This window comes from Bacillus mexicanus, from assembly GCF_050445615.1.
Classification (GTDB): domain Bacteria; phylum Bacillota; class Bacilli; order Bacillales; family Bacillaceae; genus Bacillus; species Bacillus mexicanus.
The window spans coordinates 432,538-447,222 of the sequence record NZ_JBCEYV010000003.1; the positions used below are offsets into that span (position 1 = coordinate 432,538).

Here is a 14,685-nt window from a genome sequence, read left to right on the forward strand (position 1 = left end):
ATTTCGATCTTTTTTTATATTTAGTATAAATCCATACTTTTAAAGAAGAGGTTGGAAAGTTCCTCTTCAGGACTCCTAGTATCAGTAATTGCTTCCAAACCAGCAGCATCCATATTTCCTTCGATCGCCTCGGATGCAACGATTTTTGTGGCCATTAGTTTAGTAATATCTTCTTGTAATGAGTCAAAGTAATACAGATAATAAATTGTACAATCTTTTACTTGGCCAATTCTTCTTGTTCTTCCTCTTGCTTGTCTTTCTGTATACACTTGATAATCCATTTGGTATCTCACAATAGGGGCAAAATCAACTAAGTTTGTACCAGTTTTAACGAGTTCCGGATTGGTAATAAGAATCTGAGCTCCTTTTTTAACTTCTTCTTTAATAAATTCTTCTCGCTTCTTTTTAGGGATTTTCTTTTTAGAACCTTCGCAGGAATAACTGTATTCTGCATTCTTATTTAGAACGGTCACTTGATAACCTTCTTCAAGGAGTTTTTCTTTGAGATAATCGTTAATCCCATCACCAGTATAATAAGTATAAACAATTACCCTGTTATTATTTTTGTGTATTTCGTGTTTGATTATTTCCTTTAACTTTTCTAATTTGTAGTCTTTCGCATCAGGAATGACCTTAGTTTTGTATACAACACTACCACTTTCATCTTTAATAATCTTTGGAACGGTTGGCATATCCAAATAAGAATAAAGAGCAGGTATTATCGTTTTAAATAATTTAATGTTTCCTTTAGCTATTTTTTTTACAACCTTTTCTAATTCTTCTTTCCCTTGTATTATTTCTTTCGGTATTTCTACACCGATCGGTTTTGTTTCTAATTTAGGCAGTTCCTCGTCTAAGTCATCCATTGACATAAACACACTTGTATCTTGTAAAAACATTGGGAAAATAACAGGTGATATGCCCGGTTTAGACTTCGGAGCTATTGGCTTTTTCTTTCCATCGATCAATCTAAATCTTTTTTCAGTAACTCCAAATGCCACTTGGAATTTTTCGATATCAGATACTTCAAACCCTGCCTCTTTCATTTTTCTAGGATATAACATAAAAAAAGTATAGAATAAAGATCGAGCATAACCATTCATCATTGTACCTGTTCCCGTAATAATTTTAGGTACTGATGCAATTAGTTTACCAGCTGCTTGAGTTCTAGAAGAAGTGTTGTTTTGTATTTCGTGCGCTTCATCAATTATCAAATGAGTAAATACACTTTTGTATTTCTTGAAGATGAATTCTGCTACAGGGACTTTATATAAGGAAATAATATTTTTTGTTTTTTCATTACCCCTTAATTGTTCCAGCGCTTTTCTCAAACTTTTAAGTTTAGAGGCCCTAGATTTTTTTGGATCCTTAGCTTGTTTTTCACTCAAGTCTTTGATTATAGATAGCAAACTTTTTTCGTCCCTTGGTAAAAATCCCATATCAGTTAAAACAAACTTACTTTGTTTTTTATCACCAGACATAAACTGTTTGAAAGAAATACCTTTTTTATTAGATACTCCCCATAAAATAGAGCCACAAGAGTTGCATTTTCTATTGTTGTATCGCTCAGTATTGAAATGATCAATAGGAACAGGGACTTCAATGATTTTTGGTTCTCCTTTTTCTCTATTGGGATTTGTTATCCTCTTAGTAATAACCTCACCACAATCTGTACACACAAAAACTTTTGATGAAATTAAACTCACAATACTTTCTTCCGGCGCAGGCAACAACTTTGATTCCCAATGAACGTTTGGTATCAATGAATATCCATTCTTTGCTGCTGATTGGCTAAGAATAAACACTCTATGTTTAGTATCTGTTAAGTAGCCCTCTTTATCATATTTGATAATGTCAGATACAGAAGTAATATGATGATATGTAGCCTCAATTAATGTTTCTTCTGTTTCTCTTTGCCAAGCAGATTCAACCAAATGGTCCGGAGAGTAGACCAATAATTTCATAGGCTTTTTATTGTACAATGAATCCAAAAATGCTATTGAAGACATCATATAAGTTTTCCCTACACCAGGTTGGCCAACCAGGTTAAATCGCTTTTGTTTTTTTAACGATTTCAGTCCAGCTTCAATAGCATCTATTTGTATAGAAATCGGACTATTTCCTAATCTCTCTAAAAATATTTGAGTTTGTTTGCGAATGTTGCCGTAATAATGTTCGGTTTGTGCAATAGATTCAATACGCTTTTTAAAAGTTCCAGAAAAAACAGGCATATATTCATCAAATTTGTCATATCTTTTTTCTACCTTGTTATTCTTGGAAAGATAAATATATCCATACTGCAAACCAGTACTAATAATATCACGGATTTCTTTTTCATTTATCATTAATTCATAAGCAATAATTTCACGAGGACAAGCAATAACCTCTAAATGATGAAGTCTATTTCTTTTTATTAATTCGGTGGTCAAGTAATTTGCCCACTGATGATACATAACCAACATTTCTGATGCTAATTTTTCCTCTTCAGTTTCAATTATTCCGTTTTCAATATTTTGTAGTATTTCTTCTGCTTGATCACAACTTATGAATAGTTCCCCAGCAAGCACTTGAGGGTACCTAACATCAGGGAATAGGGGAGATACAATATTGTCTCTCACATATTCAAATATGATTGTCTGTAAATCTTTTGTTTCTTCCTTTGGCAACATAACAATAGGATAAGATTCTTTCGTTTCATCAATCAAAAGTTCTTTTTTTCTAACCAAAGTTACTCGTTGATGATATTTTCCTTGTACTTCATTCTTTTCATAATTAGAAAATTTATTGATAATAAACTTTGTTTTTTTGTAAGCAGGATGACCATTCAAAGAAGCATTAGCTCCGCTGTTTTTCTTTATCAATTTATTTAGCTCCGTTTTTGTATGATAAAGCGAAACAGCCAGAATTTGCATTTCATTTCTTTTTTCCGTTCTTTTAGCTATTAATAAATCAGTATTGATTTCAAACTGTCTTTCACCATTGTTGAAACTCAATCTATAATTGCCCAAAAAAATACCTCCAAAAAGTATTAATATAATGTAATGCAATATTAATATATAATATTAATATTATTCGTTGTTTTCATTTGAAAACAATTCGATATATTCTCCAAGTGCTGTCAAAGCTATTGAAACAATAATATTACTTTTTTTCAGACTGATTTCTGTAATTTTATTACCTTCTTTATCTATCTTTTCTTCATACTCTTCAACATCTCTTTTTACAATTTTTGTAGAAAACAAATGATCAAACCCAAAATTATGTCCTGTTTTTTTCTCTAAAACCTCATCAACATATCTGCCATTAATAATCTCAGAAGTCGCCATTGCCGGAATGTGTCCTGGTTTGTATTCAATAAGTGGGCGGCTAAGATTTTTCAATTTGTTTTGCGGATGGTAATAATTAAACAAAAACGATGCAGAGTCATCAAAGTGCCTAAATTCAGCTTTTATATCATTCAAATCTACATACTTACCTCTAAAAGTTCTAACTTCTAACAAACCTTCTGATCGATACTCGATTTCAAAAGAAATTTCATTAGGCAATTTTTGATGACTGTACATTATTTTTTTAATCTTACGTTTTGTAGCATCTGATGAATTCACGTATTTCATAACAAAAATAATATTCCCTAATTCATCATCTGTATTTATTGCTGCAATTAACTCATAGTTGTTGAAGATATGTTTTATTCTGTCTATTCGGTAATAAGGATAATTGAAAACAAAATATCCACCATTTTTTCGAACCAAGTGTTCGCGGTAAAAATTATATATCTCAGAGTTAACAGTGTTTTTATACTCTTCGTTAGAAAAATCTATTTGATGATTTGCACAGAAACAAATATCAGCCCAATAAGAACTAGATTCGTGAATCCCACCACGAGCTGTTTCAATTCCTTTATTTCGGGATTCTTCTCCCCAATCAATATCTCTATCTATTCCATATAGATGAATTTCTTTTCCGTAAGGATTTAAAATTGTATTTTTTACTCTGATTGCATTGTTTCCGCCATTTAATTCGTTAAAAAAAATATTAACATCACTTAACAATTTAATTTTTTGTGCAATTTTGAAAAACCATCTCTCGTCAAAAAAGTGTTTATCTTTATAGATAAAACTTTTGAATTGCTCGCCATTTTCTTCAATTACGTATAAAAGGTCTAATATATCTTGGGATTCTTTTAAAACCAAATCGCTCATTTCTCGATTTGATCCTTTATTCAAAATAATTTTACTCCCATCAATTAATAATTTTTTTGTTTTTTTGAAAATCTCGTTAGCATAATCTCGATTATCATCAAGCGCAATAAACACTAATTCATTCGCATCAATTAACATCGATTCAATATCACCCTCAAAATCTAAAGCGTTTGTGGGAGAAACGATTTTTTTCATCGTATCTGTTGTTTTAAAATCAAATCGATTATGAATTCTTTTTGCGCGAAATTTAAGATTTGTTATTGCAGCAAGCTTTATTTCCATTAATAAAAACCCCTTCCGTTATGTATGGATAAATTATAATCACTTATTTGATTGATTCGAAAAAAAAAGAAAATAATAAAAAGCAGGATTTGTCCTGCTTTTCAAATTCTATCAAACGTCTTCAGATTCAAACTCTTTGACCAAAATCTTATATATTTCATCTGGAAAATCATATATACCCTCGTTATTCAAAAAAATGTGATTTTCATACATTTTACTAAAGTATCTATTCTCAGATTCATCGCCAGAGAAAATTCCGATTGTTTTTACTCCAAGTTCTTTAAGTTCCTGTGTAGCTTCAAAAACATCTTTCATTGCTGATTCCCCGCTATATCCCTTAGCCGAAGGATGTCCATCCGAAAGAACGATAAGCAGCTTTCTTTCTGTATCAGCATTTCCGGCCAAATGTCTGCCGGCCATACGAATATGTAACCCATCTCTATTTGCACTTCTTGCACCAATATCTCTTATTTTTAATCCTGATTTTTTTCCGAAACAATCAGTGAATGGAACGATAGGGGAGATGTTTTCAGACGTCCCTGAATAAAATCCCCAAATTGAATGCTTCCATTCAATTCCTTTTAATATTTCGTGAAGAAATAAAGAAATCATTTGATTCACCTTATAACGGGATAAGCGTTCATTATTCTTTTTATTTAAAACCTTAGTTGAATTTGATCCGGAGCAATCAACTAATAACATAACATCCATAGCCATTTTCTCTTCTTCCGGATATTGGGTTTTAAAAATATCCATTTCATCAAACTTTAAGAATTTTACTAAGGAATCAGTATCTAGAACGCCTCTTTTTTGATTATACTGCCAATCATCAAACTTTATCTCAATCAGCTTATTTAATTGAGAGATTGTTTTTTTTATATGTAAAATCAAAGTTTTTTTAATCAATTCATAATGATCCAAGCTATACGTTTCGATGTTGACAGATTTTTTAATGTGAATACGTTTATGAGAATGGTGGTCTGGCAATTCTTTTTTTAATTCTTCAATAGCCAATTCTTCTTGGTTCAGTTTCTTTTCTTTTTTTATTTCCGAGTCGGAATTTAAGTAGTTATTCAAAATCTTGTCCGTTATATCTTCTCTTTCGAGTTTTAACATTTCTTCTTGAATTAGATTTCCCATTTCCGATAAACTTTCTTTAGCTTTTTGTTCTTCTTTTTCTAACATTTTCGTTATATCGGTTACTTGATCTACCTCTTCAGCTTCATTATTTCCTGTATAAAGGATATCAATATTAGCTCCTGTAGTATTTGCCTCCGAAGCGAAATATGAACCTTTTTGTTTTAATTTCCCCATCAGTGATTTTATTTCATCACTAAGTGCCAAATCTGTATCTTCTATATTTAAATTTCTTAATAAACTCATTATATTTCCAGCTACTTCTGACACTTCTTTAGTAGAGGAAGCGTATGTAGCTTTTTTAACCAATGGAACAAATTCAACCAATATCTCATTAGTTGTTTTATCTTTTGTCTTAAAAGGGCTTCCAATATAACCTATCAATAAAAGTGAGTTGATTAGTACATTAAGTCTATCTGCATCGTTTTCAATATTAACGTTAATGTGATTTTTAAGATCGTTTATGATATGATAGCGTACCATTAAAAAAAGCTTCTTATAAAATTCATTGCGTTCACCAATTTTTTTCTCTATTCGGTAATCTTCTAAAATATTCAATACATTTTTGGCGATATTTTTGCTTGTTTTAAATTTATGAGGAGCTGTGTTGATAAAGCTGCTGTATTCTCTGAAGTCTGTATAAAGCAAATGAGCAAGTTCGTGTATTAAAACCCCTTGAACTCTTCTATAAGCAATATTATTTGACTCGTCTCTAAAAACAGGAAAGCTCTTACCGATTACAATTGTTTTTCCTGTCGTATAGCATTCCTCTCCATCATCGAATATCAACCTTGTCATTTCTAATTGTTTCATTGCATCTACTGACACAATATCTTCAAAATCCCAAATCGAACTTTTAAAGAAACCATTTATTGAATTTTGAATTAAAAAATTATCTAAAATCATTTTTTTCTCCTTTTTATTAAAGCCTCTCAAGTAGGGGAGAGAGGCTATTATTTATAAAAATTTAATTTTCTTGAAGAAGATTCGCGACATTGATATTCAATTTTTCGAACAAGTCGTCCTTAGACAAAACGCCAACAATCACAGAAGCTTCTTCTGGTTCAAATTTCTCCAACATCATTTCAAGCGCTAATTCGTAACCTAAAATAGGAACTAACTTAGCCAATAGAATGATATTTCGAGTAGATGCAGCCAACACAGGAATAGATCCGCTAGTCATAACCGCGCTTGTTAACTTTAAATAAATGTTTGTTAAATTAGTGATATCAACTATTCCTAATTCTGGGGAATTATCTAATCTAGCCTTTTCATTTTCTCTTTTTGCAATTTCATTTAGCAACGTCTTTATCTCCGATTTACCAAGATAACTTAAAACTATAGAGGCGGTCCTATCCATAGTTGCCTCATTCATTTTTTTAACACCAGCATAACCAACATTCATAGCAGAAATAAAACGGTAATCTTTGTGTCCGACAATAGTTTCTTTAGATACATCATTAAAGAATGTTTTTCGGTGATCAGTGGCAGCATTTACAATTGCTAATACATCAGGTCTCATCATATTGATTTCGTCAATATATAGAATGGCTCCACATTTCATAGCCTTAGTCATTTGCCCATCCTTAGTGATAAGACGTCCTTTATCAGATATATCTTTTTCACCTACGAGTGTTGCTTTATTAGATTCTAATGATCCATTGACGGAAAATAAAGGTAAGTTCAACAAACTCGAAACTGTTTCTACAAGAGTGGTTTTTCCTGTACCAGCTTCCCCTTTAAGTGATAACGGCTGATCTCTCATCATAGCAGCAAGCGTTTTTTCTAATACAGAAACCCCGCGACCAATATAAACAGGATACTCTTCAATACGATCTACAATTTCTTGTGCAGCATTTTCAAAACGGTCCGCATTATATGAACGATAGTTTAGCACCCATTTGATAATCATCTCTTTTACTCCACGTTCTTCTAGATAATGTCTAATTGCTTCATTATCACGATAAAGCGGAGGATAGGTAGAAGCTGTAATTTTATTTTTTTGATCTTCAACATTTTCTTTATTAAACCTACAAACTGTATTCTGTTGATGTTTATCTTCAATATTACTTTGTCTTTTATCAAGGATAGCTTTATCTGTTTTAACGACCTCGACATTATTCGTTGGAGTAACTTCTATATCTTTAAGAGATTTTTTCTGATCTTGAAACTTCATATTAATATCAGAATCTTTTCCAACTAACTGTTCATTTAACTTAACGAGTCTATATGTTCCTCGTTTAGCTAACTCAACTTTTCCTGAGTCAACCATATCAATCAAATTGTTTCTAATAGTTGTGTCAGATACTTCAACCCTTTTATTGACTACTTGAGAAATGTCAACAAGTTTTTCTTTACCTTGTTCAAGCGCACTGAGAATACCTTCATTAACAATTTTCCGTTTTTCTTCTCGCGAAAGTTTTTTAGACTCCGTGTCCTCTAAATCGATTGAAATCTTTTCGCCTAATTTTTCTTTAAATTGTTTCTCAGGTTTTTGGTTCTGGTCAGTTTGAGTGAAATCAATATGCTCGCTTTGATTATCATCATTTTTCTCTTCAATTTCCTCTGAACGATCAGTAGGGAAGATCGCTAACTCGGTTCCACTAGTAATAAGATCGAAATCTGTTTCTTCGTGAGGGGGATTAAAAGCCTCTAAAAGTTTTTCTCCAATTTCTTCTTCCGAAAAATTACTATTTTCTTTCAATTCAAGACCAAGCAAATTAAGATGAAGTTCTATTGCATACAATGCTTTCAGTATATCTTTCCTATTAGTATCATTACGGCTAAAAATTGTCTTAGGCTTACTATGGTCCATACCAACAAAAACATCATCCCCATACAAAAAACCTTTTTCCTTGGATAATTCTTCATTTAGTACTATTACAACATCTTTTTTCAAAGTTTTAATCATATGTATATTTCTCCTTTTGTTTTATATGGATAATTATAAAATTAAAAATTAGATAAAATGAAAAAAACAAAAAAAGTCCCGACAGTAAAAACTCTCAAGGACTTTCTTCAAATCATTCCAAGAAATCGGTGGAATCTATTGCTTTGTTTGTAATTGTTCCTTTTGAAACATCAAGCATCAATGTGTACTTCGACTTGTTGTTTGTAAAATTTTGGTCATCTTTCTTTGTAAATAGTTTTACCACTACATTGTATTGAGCTTTATTCTGATCTAAGGAAACTTTTTTCATATCGACTATATCAGCAGTAATTTTACTGGTCTCAAACATCTTTTTTAATTGTTCATTTTCTTCTATTCCAGAGGGGTATATTTTATCCAATGTATTAAGATCACCAGCAGATATAGCGTTAAAATAGGTAACTATAATGTTCTCAGCTTTTAATGCATTTTGATCATCTTCAGTGTGTTTATCTTCCTGTTTCTTTGAAGAAGTAATTGATCCCGCCTGTTTATTTGTAGATATTTCTGAATTGAATTTTTTCGAAACTTCATTATCTTTTGCTTTTTCAACTTGACTAGTTTCCTGGTTTTTATTCGTAGAACTTTTACTTTCACTTGAATTATCTTTTTTCACTGAATTATTACTTTCATTTTCAGCATCTGAATGATTTGTTTCCCCATTCTGAACGTTTTGACAACCGGCTAAAGCAATAGCAGCAATCCCAGTAATGGCAAATAATTTTAGTTTCATCTTTACATCACCTCTGTTATTACATTTATATCATTATTGGTTTTCCCTTTTAAAAAAGGAAAGATAGATGCGATTAAGAAGAAGATAAAAGACCCTTTGGAGGTGAATGAAATGAGCGCGAGGATATTTAAGTTCCAAGACTATAAGAAGATCGAATATGTAGATGTTAAATACCAAGGGAAAGATATGGTTTTCGATATTATTTTTAAAATAAACCAATGTCTATATATATTAAAAGATCTTCATATCGAAGATATATTAAAAGATAAAATTAAATATTTATATGGTTCAATTCACCATTACAACAATATAGAATCAGGTATAGAATTCTGTCCTTTTTGCGGGAATAAATTTAACGATCTCGAAATCTGCAAATCGCTTACAGAAGAAAAAGTAGATATTTTCACTAACAATTTAAGTAGCAAGATTTTTTTTCCCTTAATGTCTTATTACTATAATCAAAATGATGATTCTTACTACGATGGTTTAAATTCCATTCATCTTGAAAATTTTAAAAGTCTTTTTTTCGGGGTATGCGAAGGGAAATACATTCAATGTATCTTTGAATATAATAAAGAAATATTACTTTTTCAGGACGTTTTAGACCCGAACGATATAGAATACTTACCGTTAGTTTTTTATTACAACAAAGAAAGAGAGAATCTACACCTTTATGTTGAATATTTGCTTCCGGAAAAACTTATTCCTATAGCAAATACAATTAACAAAGAAATAAATGCACAAAAAAAAGATATTATGGATACAACGGGAATTAGCTTGTTGGACTTATACAACGAGATAGTATTTAAAAACCGTTGAAAATAAAGATTGCAAACAAGTTTTTTGTGAAAGTTTCACATTTTTTATTCTGTTTTTCTTGAATTTTCATAGATCATCCATATAACCTAGCAAAGTAACTCCTTTTCTTTTCTAACAGGAGGGTTTAATATGAAAAAACTCACAATTGCAACAACAAGCTTATTGGTGGCCGCCTTATCCGTGCCAACTATAGCCTCTGCAAGTACGATTACAGTGAAAAATGGTGACACTTTATACAGCATTGCAAAAAATAATCACATTTCATTAGATAAACTAAAATCGATAAACAACTTAAAGACGAATACAATTTTTTCAGGTCAAAAGTTATTTACAAGTCAGACATCAAGCACTTCAACCTCTACAGTTAAAAAAGAATATAGAACTGTTACTGGAGCTTCTTGGTTAAATGTTAGAAGTGGAGCAGGAAACAATTATAATATCGTTACCACCATAAAAAAAGGGGCAAAGGTAGAAATATTGTCTACAAAAAGTGGCTGGTACTACATTTCTGTGAATGGAAAAAAAGGTTACTCTTACTCAAGTTATTTTTCTGATCCAACTTACGAAACAGTTAAATCTTCATCTGGAACCTCGTCCTTAACCACTACATACACTGTTTCCCCCGGAGATACATTATGGAGTATCGCCTCAAAACATAATATATCTGTAAGTACCTTAAAATCATTAAATAAGTTAACTTCAGAAACAATCTATAAAGGACAAAAATTAATTGTTAAAGGTTCAGCGCAAACATCCAGCCCCACAACAGATACACCCACTAATACATCTACTCCTTCCACAACATCATACAAAGTTCAAAAAGGGGATACTTTATTTAAAATTGCAAGCAAGTTTAATTTGAGCGTGTCTAATCTGAAAAAATTAAATAAATTATCCAGCGATGTCATTTACGTAGGACAATCACTAAAAGTGTCTGGCACTAATCCACAAACAAAATCTTTGTTTAATCGTCCAGCCGATGGCGTAATTAGTTCGGGATTCAAGGCGAGATGGGGGAGTTTCCACTATGGAATAGACTTCGCAAAAAGCGGAAATGTCCAAGTTAAAGCAGCTGCCGACGGAGTAGTATCAAGATCGTATACTTCAGACTCATACGGAGAGGTAGTATTTATCAAACACACAATAAATGGACAAAATTACGAGACTGTTTATGCACATATGCGGAGTGGCTCCAGAGCAGTACAAGTAGGAGACAAAGTTAAGAGCGGCCAATTCCTTGGTTGGATGGGTTCCACTGGAAACTCAACGGGTCAGCACGTACATTTCGAACTGCACAAAGGAGAATGGACTTACGATAAAGCAAACGCAGTAGACCCAACTCCTTATTTAAACCTCTAAATAATATAACCTAACCTCTATCACTATGTTGTGTTAGAGGTTTTTCTTATTATACAAAGAAAATATTTTTCGAATACTTGTTAAAATGTAAAATGAAACGAGGTAATGCTATGAAAAAAAACAAACTTAAAAAAATTAAACTCAAAAACAATAAATTCAATAAGTTAACTCAAAAAGATTGGATAGAAGCTAACGAAATATCTAAATTAGGGAGAGGTCTAAGCTCTATAACCTACGACGATTTATTTGGCGAAATAAAACTAAATAAAAGTATAAATAAAGGACGAGGATTCTCCTCGTCCTAAACTTTAGCTAATCCTCAAACCATTCACAACATTGTCTTTTTCTTCAACATCCATTTCTGTTAGTGGTAATCTTACAGAACTATTAATCATTTTCATTTTACTTAATGCATATTTAATCGGGACAGGATTAGGTGCATAAGAAGGGAAGAGAAATTTCGAGCTGTCTTTAATTTCCTTTTGTACTTCACGGGCTTTAGTTTTATTACCATTCTCAAAGTGTGTAAATAATTCCTGTAATTTAGAACCTTTAATATGTGACGCAACAGACACAACACCTTTTGCTCCGATCTCAAGATATTCCAAGATAGAAGGATCATCTCCACTATAAACGAACCAATCTTCTTTAGTATCAGAAATCACCATACTAAGTTTTTCAATATTGCCTTCTGCATCTTTCAACATACTTACATTTGAGAGCCGTGCCACTTTTATCATTGTGTCGGATTCCATTATGACATTAGTTCTTCCTGGGATATGATATACCATAATCGGTTTATTAACATTTCTATTTACAGCTTCGAAATGAGCGTACAATCCTCTTTGACTGGGCTTGTTATAGTATGGACAAACAACCATAATACCATCTACGCCGTCTTGTTCACTCCACTTTTTAGCATTCAAAATGGTTTCATTGGTATTGTTTGTCCCAACATTCATAATAATTTTCGTTTCAGGAGCTTTCTGTTTTAGAACCTCTTTAAGCAAAATCATTTTTTCATTCTCAGTTAAAGTTGGTCCTTCTCCTGTAGTTCCGGCTAAAACTAAGGATTCAGATCCTGTTTTCTCTAGATGATTTACCAGACCTTTTATAGCTGCTATATCAAGATTGTTCTTATTATCGAATGGAGTCACCATAGCTGTAACAATCTTTCCAAAATCGTTTTTCATAAGTAATCTACTCCTTAAAATCAGTATTAAATCAAAGAAATTATATTTTTAAATTGCTTTAAAAGGGAATGACTTAATTTATTTTTTTGGAAACTTATTATTGAATTTTTTTTCGAAAAACATATAATCTTTACAGTTTAACTTAATAAGGGGGGAGATCAATGTGAAAAAGAAATATCTATTTATTTCTTTGCTCTTTTTACTCACCCTTTCAGCGTGCAGCAACTCAAAATTCGAGCCCGTCCTAGCAAACGGGGAGAGTGATAACGATTCTTACAATCAATTAAAGAACAAAGAAGTTTTCGAATTATATAAATCCAAACACAAACAAAATGAAACTATTGATAAACTACTTTATTTAGAAATGGACGGTAACTACGAAGGAAAAGAGTTGTTTGTTTTATCGCATACTAAAAACAAAACATTTTTTAAAGTATTTTCATTCAACCCTAAAACAGAAAATTTTAAGAAGATTTATAAAAAAGAGACTGATTACAATAAAAATAGAGTTTATTTTGTCCAAGGTGTGATCCCTTTTTCTAATAATGAGACTGAACACATATTAATTGGTCGATATAACCTTCCGACAATGTCTTACAATTATTTATTAATAGGAAAAACAATAAAAAATAATAAAATTAGCATTATTATAGACAATGCAACTAAAGATAGTGCTATCCCAATCCAGAAAGGTACCGCAAATGTCGACTCTTCAGGGATAACAATACTTAGCAACGATTCTTATGTAGAACGACACTATATTAGTGAAGAAACATATAAATCCACAAAAGGTGTTATAGAACCAAATTGATGGCATTAGAACAAGTTAAAAAGTTGGTTTGTTGAAATAAACTCTAAATCATCATCTATATTCTAGGAATTAAGAGAGAGGAGGTAAGTCATTTTGTTAAATTATTTGAGAGTAAATTGGAGATACATAACAAACCTATGTCTATTCTTAATTGCCTTCGTTATGTTATTTTATATTTTGAAATTTAGTTTCATATATGCTGCTCCACTGTATTTTTCTTTGTTGTTTTATGCACTATATAGACCTTTAATAAATTTCTTGAATAAAAGAGGTCTTTCGTATAAATTTTCCGTAACAATAAGTATTACATTAATAACTTTATTTTTACTTATTTTAATCGGTTCAATTGGAACTTTATTATTTTTTGAGGCACAGAACGTTAGCAAGAACTTACCGGAATGGATAGTTTGGTTACAAGAAACTTTTGAAAAATATGTTGGATCTATTAAATCTCAAATTAATCAAGTACCTCACGTAGTAACAGATAACGCGAAATCACAAATGGGTTCAGTTTCTTCTAAAATAACAGGATGGATTTATGGTATAGCTACTGCGTTATTTTCAAATGTCAGCTTAATTTCAAAATTACTTGTAGAGATTATTATCGGCTATATACTATCAATATTTTTAGCTTTCGAATGGAAAAGATTTGGACTTTTCCTTTCTGAAAACGTGCCTACAAACATTAAATTTTTTACAATTTCTGTTTTTGGAGATACTATCAAAGGATTAAAATCTTATATAAAAGCTCAAATTATTTTAATAACATTTACTTTCGTTATTGTATGGATATCATTAGCTTTCATTGGTGTCGATAATTCTTTATTTCTTGCATTCATAAGCGGAGTTTTTGATATACTTCCACTTTTAGGCGTGTCAACATTATTTATCCCGTGGATAGTTTACTTAATAATCGTTGGCCAAATTGCCACAGCAATTAAACTCACGATATTATGGTTAGTAATTGTTAGCTTCAGGCATATAATGGAACCTAGAATAACGGGAAACTCTTTGGGAATATCACCTTTCTTAATGTTGAGTGGTATGGTAACTTGTTCTTTGTTATTCGGAGTGATTGGCATAATATTAGCACCAATTTTCTTAGTCATTATGAAATCTTTGTGGGAAAAAGGATATTTTAGCTTATGGTTATTCAATAATGAGATAAAAATCAAAAAAACTCAACAATAACATTAATTTAAAAAAAGCAATATAACATT

Annotated in this window: 11 protein-coding genes; 5 read left to right on the top strand and 6 right to left on the bottom strand. The window is 31.3% G+C overall.

The window, feature by feature from the left end; translation table 11 throughout:
- Positions 1-20: 20 nt before the first annotated feature.
- From AAGG74_RS17380 to AAGG74_RS17400, 5 genes are all read right to left on the bottom strand, one after another.
- Positions 21-3,008, bottom strand: coding sequence for a helicase-related protein (locus tag AAGG74_RS17380; protein ID WP_429676464.1), 2,988 nt, complete (start codon positions 3,006-3,008; stop codon positions 21-23).
- A 60-nt stretch (positions 3,009-3,068) separates the two neighbouring features.
- Positions 3,069-4,484: a hypothetical protein gene (locus AAGG74_RS17385; protein WP_429676465.1), complete on the bottom strand. Its 1,416-nt coding sequence runs from the start codon at positions 4,482-4,484 to the stop codon at positions 3,069-3,071.
- Positions 4,485-4,595: 111 nt separating this feature from the next.
- Positions 4,596-6,527: a vWA domain-containing protein gene (locus AAGG74_RS17390; protein ID WP_429676466.1), complete on the bottom strand. Its 1,932-nt coding sequence runs from the start codon at positions 6,525-6,527 to the stop codon at positions 4,596-4,598.
- A gap of 61 nt (positions 6,528-6,588) precedes the next feature.
- Complete coding sequence (locus AAGG74_RS17395) at positions 6,589-8,532, bottom strand: AAA family ATPase (RefSeq protein ID WP_429676467.1); 1,944 nt, start codon at positions 8,530-8,532, stop codon at positions 6,589-6,591.
- 112 nt (positions 8,533-8,644) lie between these two features.
- On the bottom strand, positions 8,645-9,283 hold the full coding sequence (locus tag AAGG74_RS17400; RefSeq protein ID WP_429676469.1) for a hypothetical protein: 639 nt from the start codon (positions 9,281-9,283) through the stop codon (positions 8,645-8,647).
- Between the two features lie 111 nt (positions 9,284-9,394).
- On the opposite strand from AAGG74_RS17400, the gene AAGG74_RS17405 reads away from it, so the two are divergent.
- The 3 genes from AAGG74_RS17405 (at position 9,395) to AAGG74_RS17415 (ending at position 11,766) form a co-directional block, all read left to right on the top strand.
- On the top strand, positions 9,395-10,102 hold the full coding sequence (locus tag AAGG74_RS17405) for a hypothetical protein (protein ID WP_429676471.1): 708 nt from the start codon (positions 9,395-9,397) through the stop codon (positions 10,100-10,102).
- 129 nt (positions 10,103-10,231) lie between these two features.
- Complete coding sequence (locus AAGG74_RS17410; RefSeq protein WP_429676472.1) at positions 10,232-11,461, top strand: LysM peptidoglycan-binding domain-containing protein; 1,230 nt, start codon at positions 10,232-10,234, stop codon at positions 11,459-11,461.
- 110 nt (positions 11,462-11,571) lie between these two features.
- Positions 11,572-11,766: a hypothetical protein gene (locus tag AAGG74_RS17415; protein ID WP_429676474.1), complete on the top strand. Its 195-nt coding sequence runs from the start codon at positions 11,572-11,574 to the stop codon at positions 11,764-11,766.
- Positions 11,767-11,769: 3 nt separating this feature from the next.
- Here the strand turns inward: AAGG74_RS17415 and dapA are convergent, their stop codons facing one another.
- A complete protein-coding gene (gene dapA, locus AAGG74_RS17420; protein WP_429676476.1) occupies positions 11,770-12,654 on the bottom strand; it encodes a 4-hydroxy-tetrahydrodipicolinate synthase in 885 nt (294 codons plus the stop codon).
- 163 nt (positions 12,655-12,817) lie between these two features.
- Here dapA and AAGG74_RS17425 point away from each other — a divergent pair, with 163 nt between their 5' ends.
- Positions 12,818-13,465 (top strand): hypothetical protein, encoded by a 648-nt coding sequence (locus AAGG74_RS17425; protein WP_429676478.1) that lies wholly within the window; start codon positions 12,818-12,820, stop codon positions 13,463-13,465.
- 93 nt (positions 13,466-13,558) lie between these two features.
- A complete protein-coding gene (locus AAGG74_RS17430; protein WP_429676479.1) occupies positions 13,559-14,656 on the top strand; it encodes an AI-2E family transporter in 1,098 nt (365 codons plus the stop codon).
- The last annotated feature ends 29 nt before the right edge of the window (positions 14,657-14,685 follow it).

Coding starts and splice junctions, on each gene's coding strand:
- AAGG74_RS17400 (WP_429676469.1), bottom strand. CDS start 9,283: ATGAAACTAAAATTATTTGCCATTACTGGGATTGCTGCTATTGCTTTA.
- dapA (WP_429676476.1), bottom strand. CDS start 12,654: ATGAAAAACGATTTTGGAAAGATTGTTACAGCTATGGTGACTCCATTC.
- AAGG74_RS17395 (WP_429676467.1), bottom strand. CDS start 8,532: ATGATTAAAACTTTGAAAAAAGATGTTGTAATAGTACTAAATGAAGAA.
- AAGG74_RS17415 (WP_429676474.1), top strand. CDS start 11,572: ATGAAAAAAAACAAACTTAAAAAAATTAAACTCAAAAACAATAAATTC.
- AAGG74_RS17410 (WP_429676472.1), top strand. CDS start 10,232: ATGAAAAAACTCACAATTGCAACAACAAGCTTATTGGTGGCCGCCTTA.
- AAGG74_RS17405 (WP_429676471.1), top strand. CDS start 9,395: ATGAGCGCGAGGATATTTAAGTTCCAAGACTATAAGAAGATCGAATAT.
- AAGG74_RS17385 (WP_429676465.1), bottom strand. CDS start 4,484: ATGGAAATAAAGCTTGCTGCAATAACAAATCTTAAATTTCGCGCAAAA.
- AAGG74_RS17390 (WP_429676466.1), bottom strand. CDS start 6,527: ATGATTTTAGATAATTTTTTAATTCAAAATTCAATAAATGGTTTCTTT.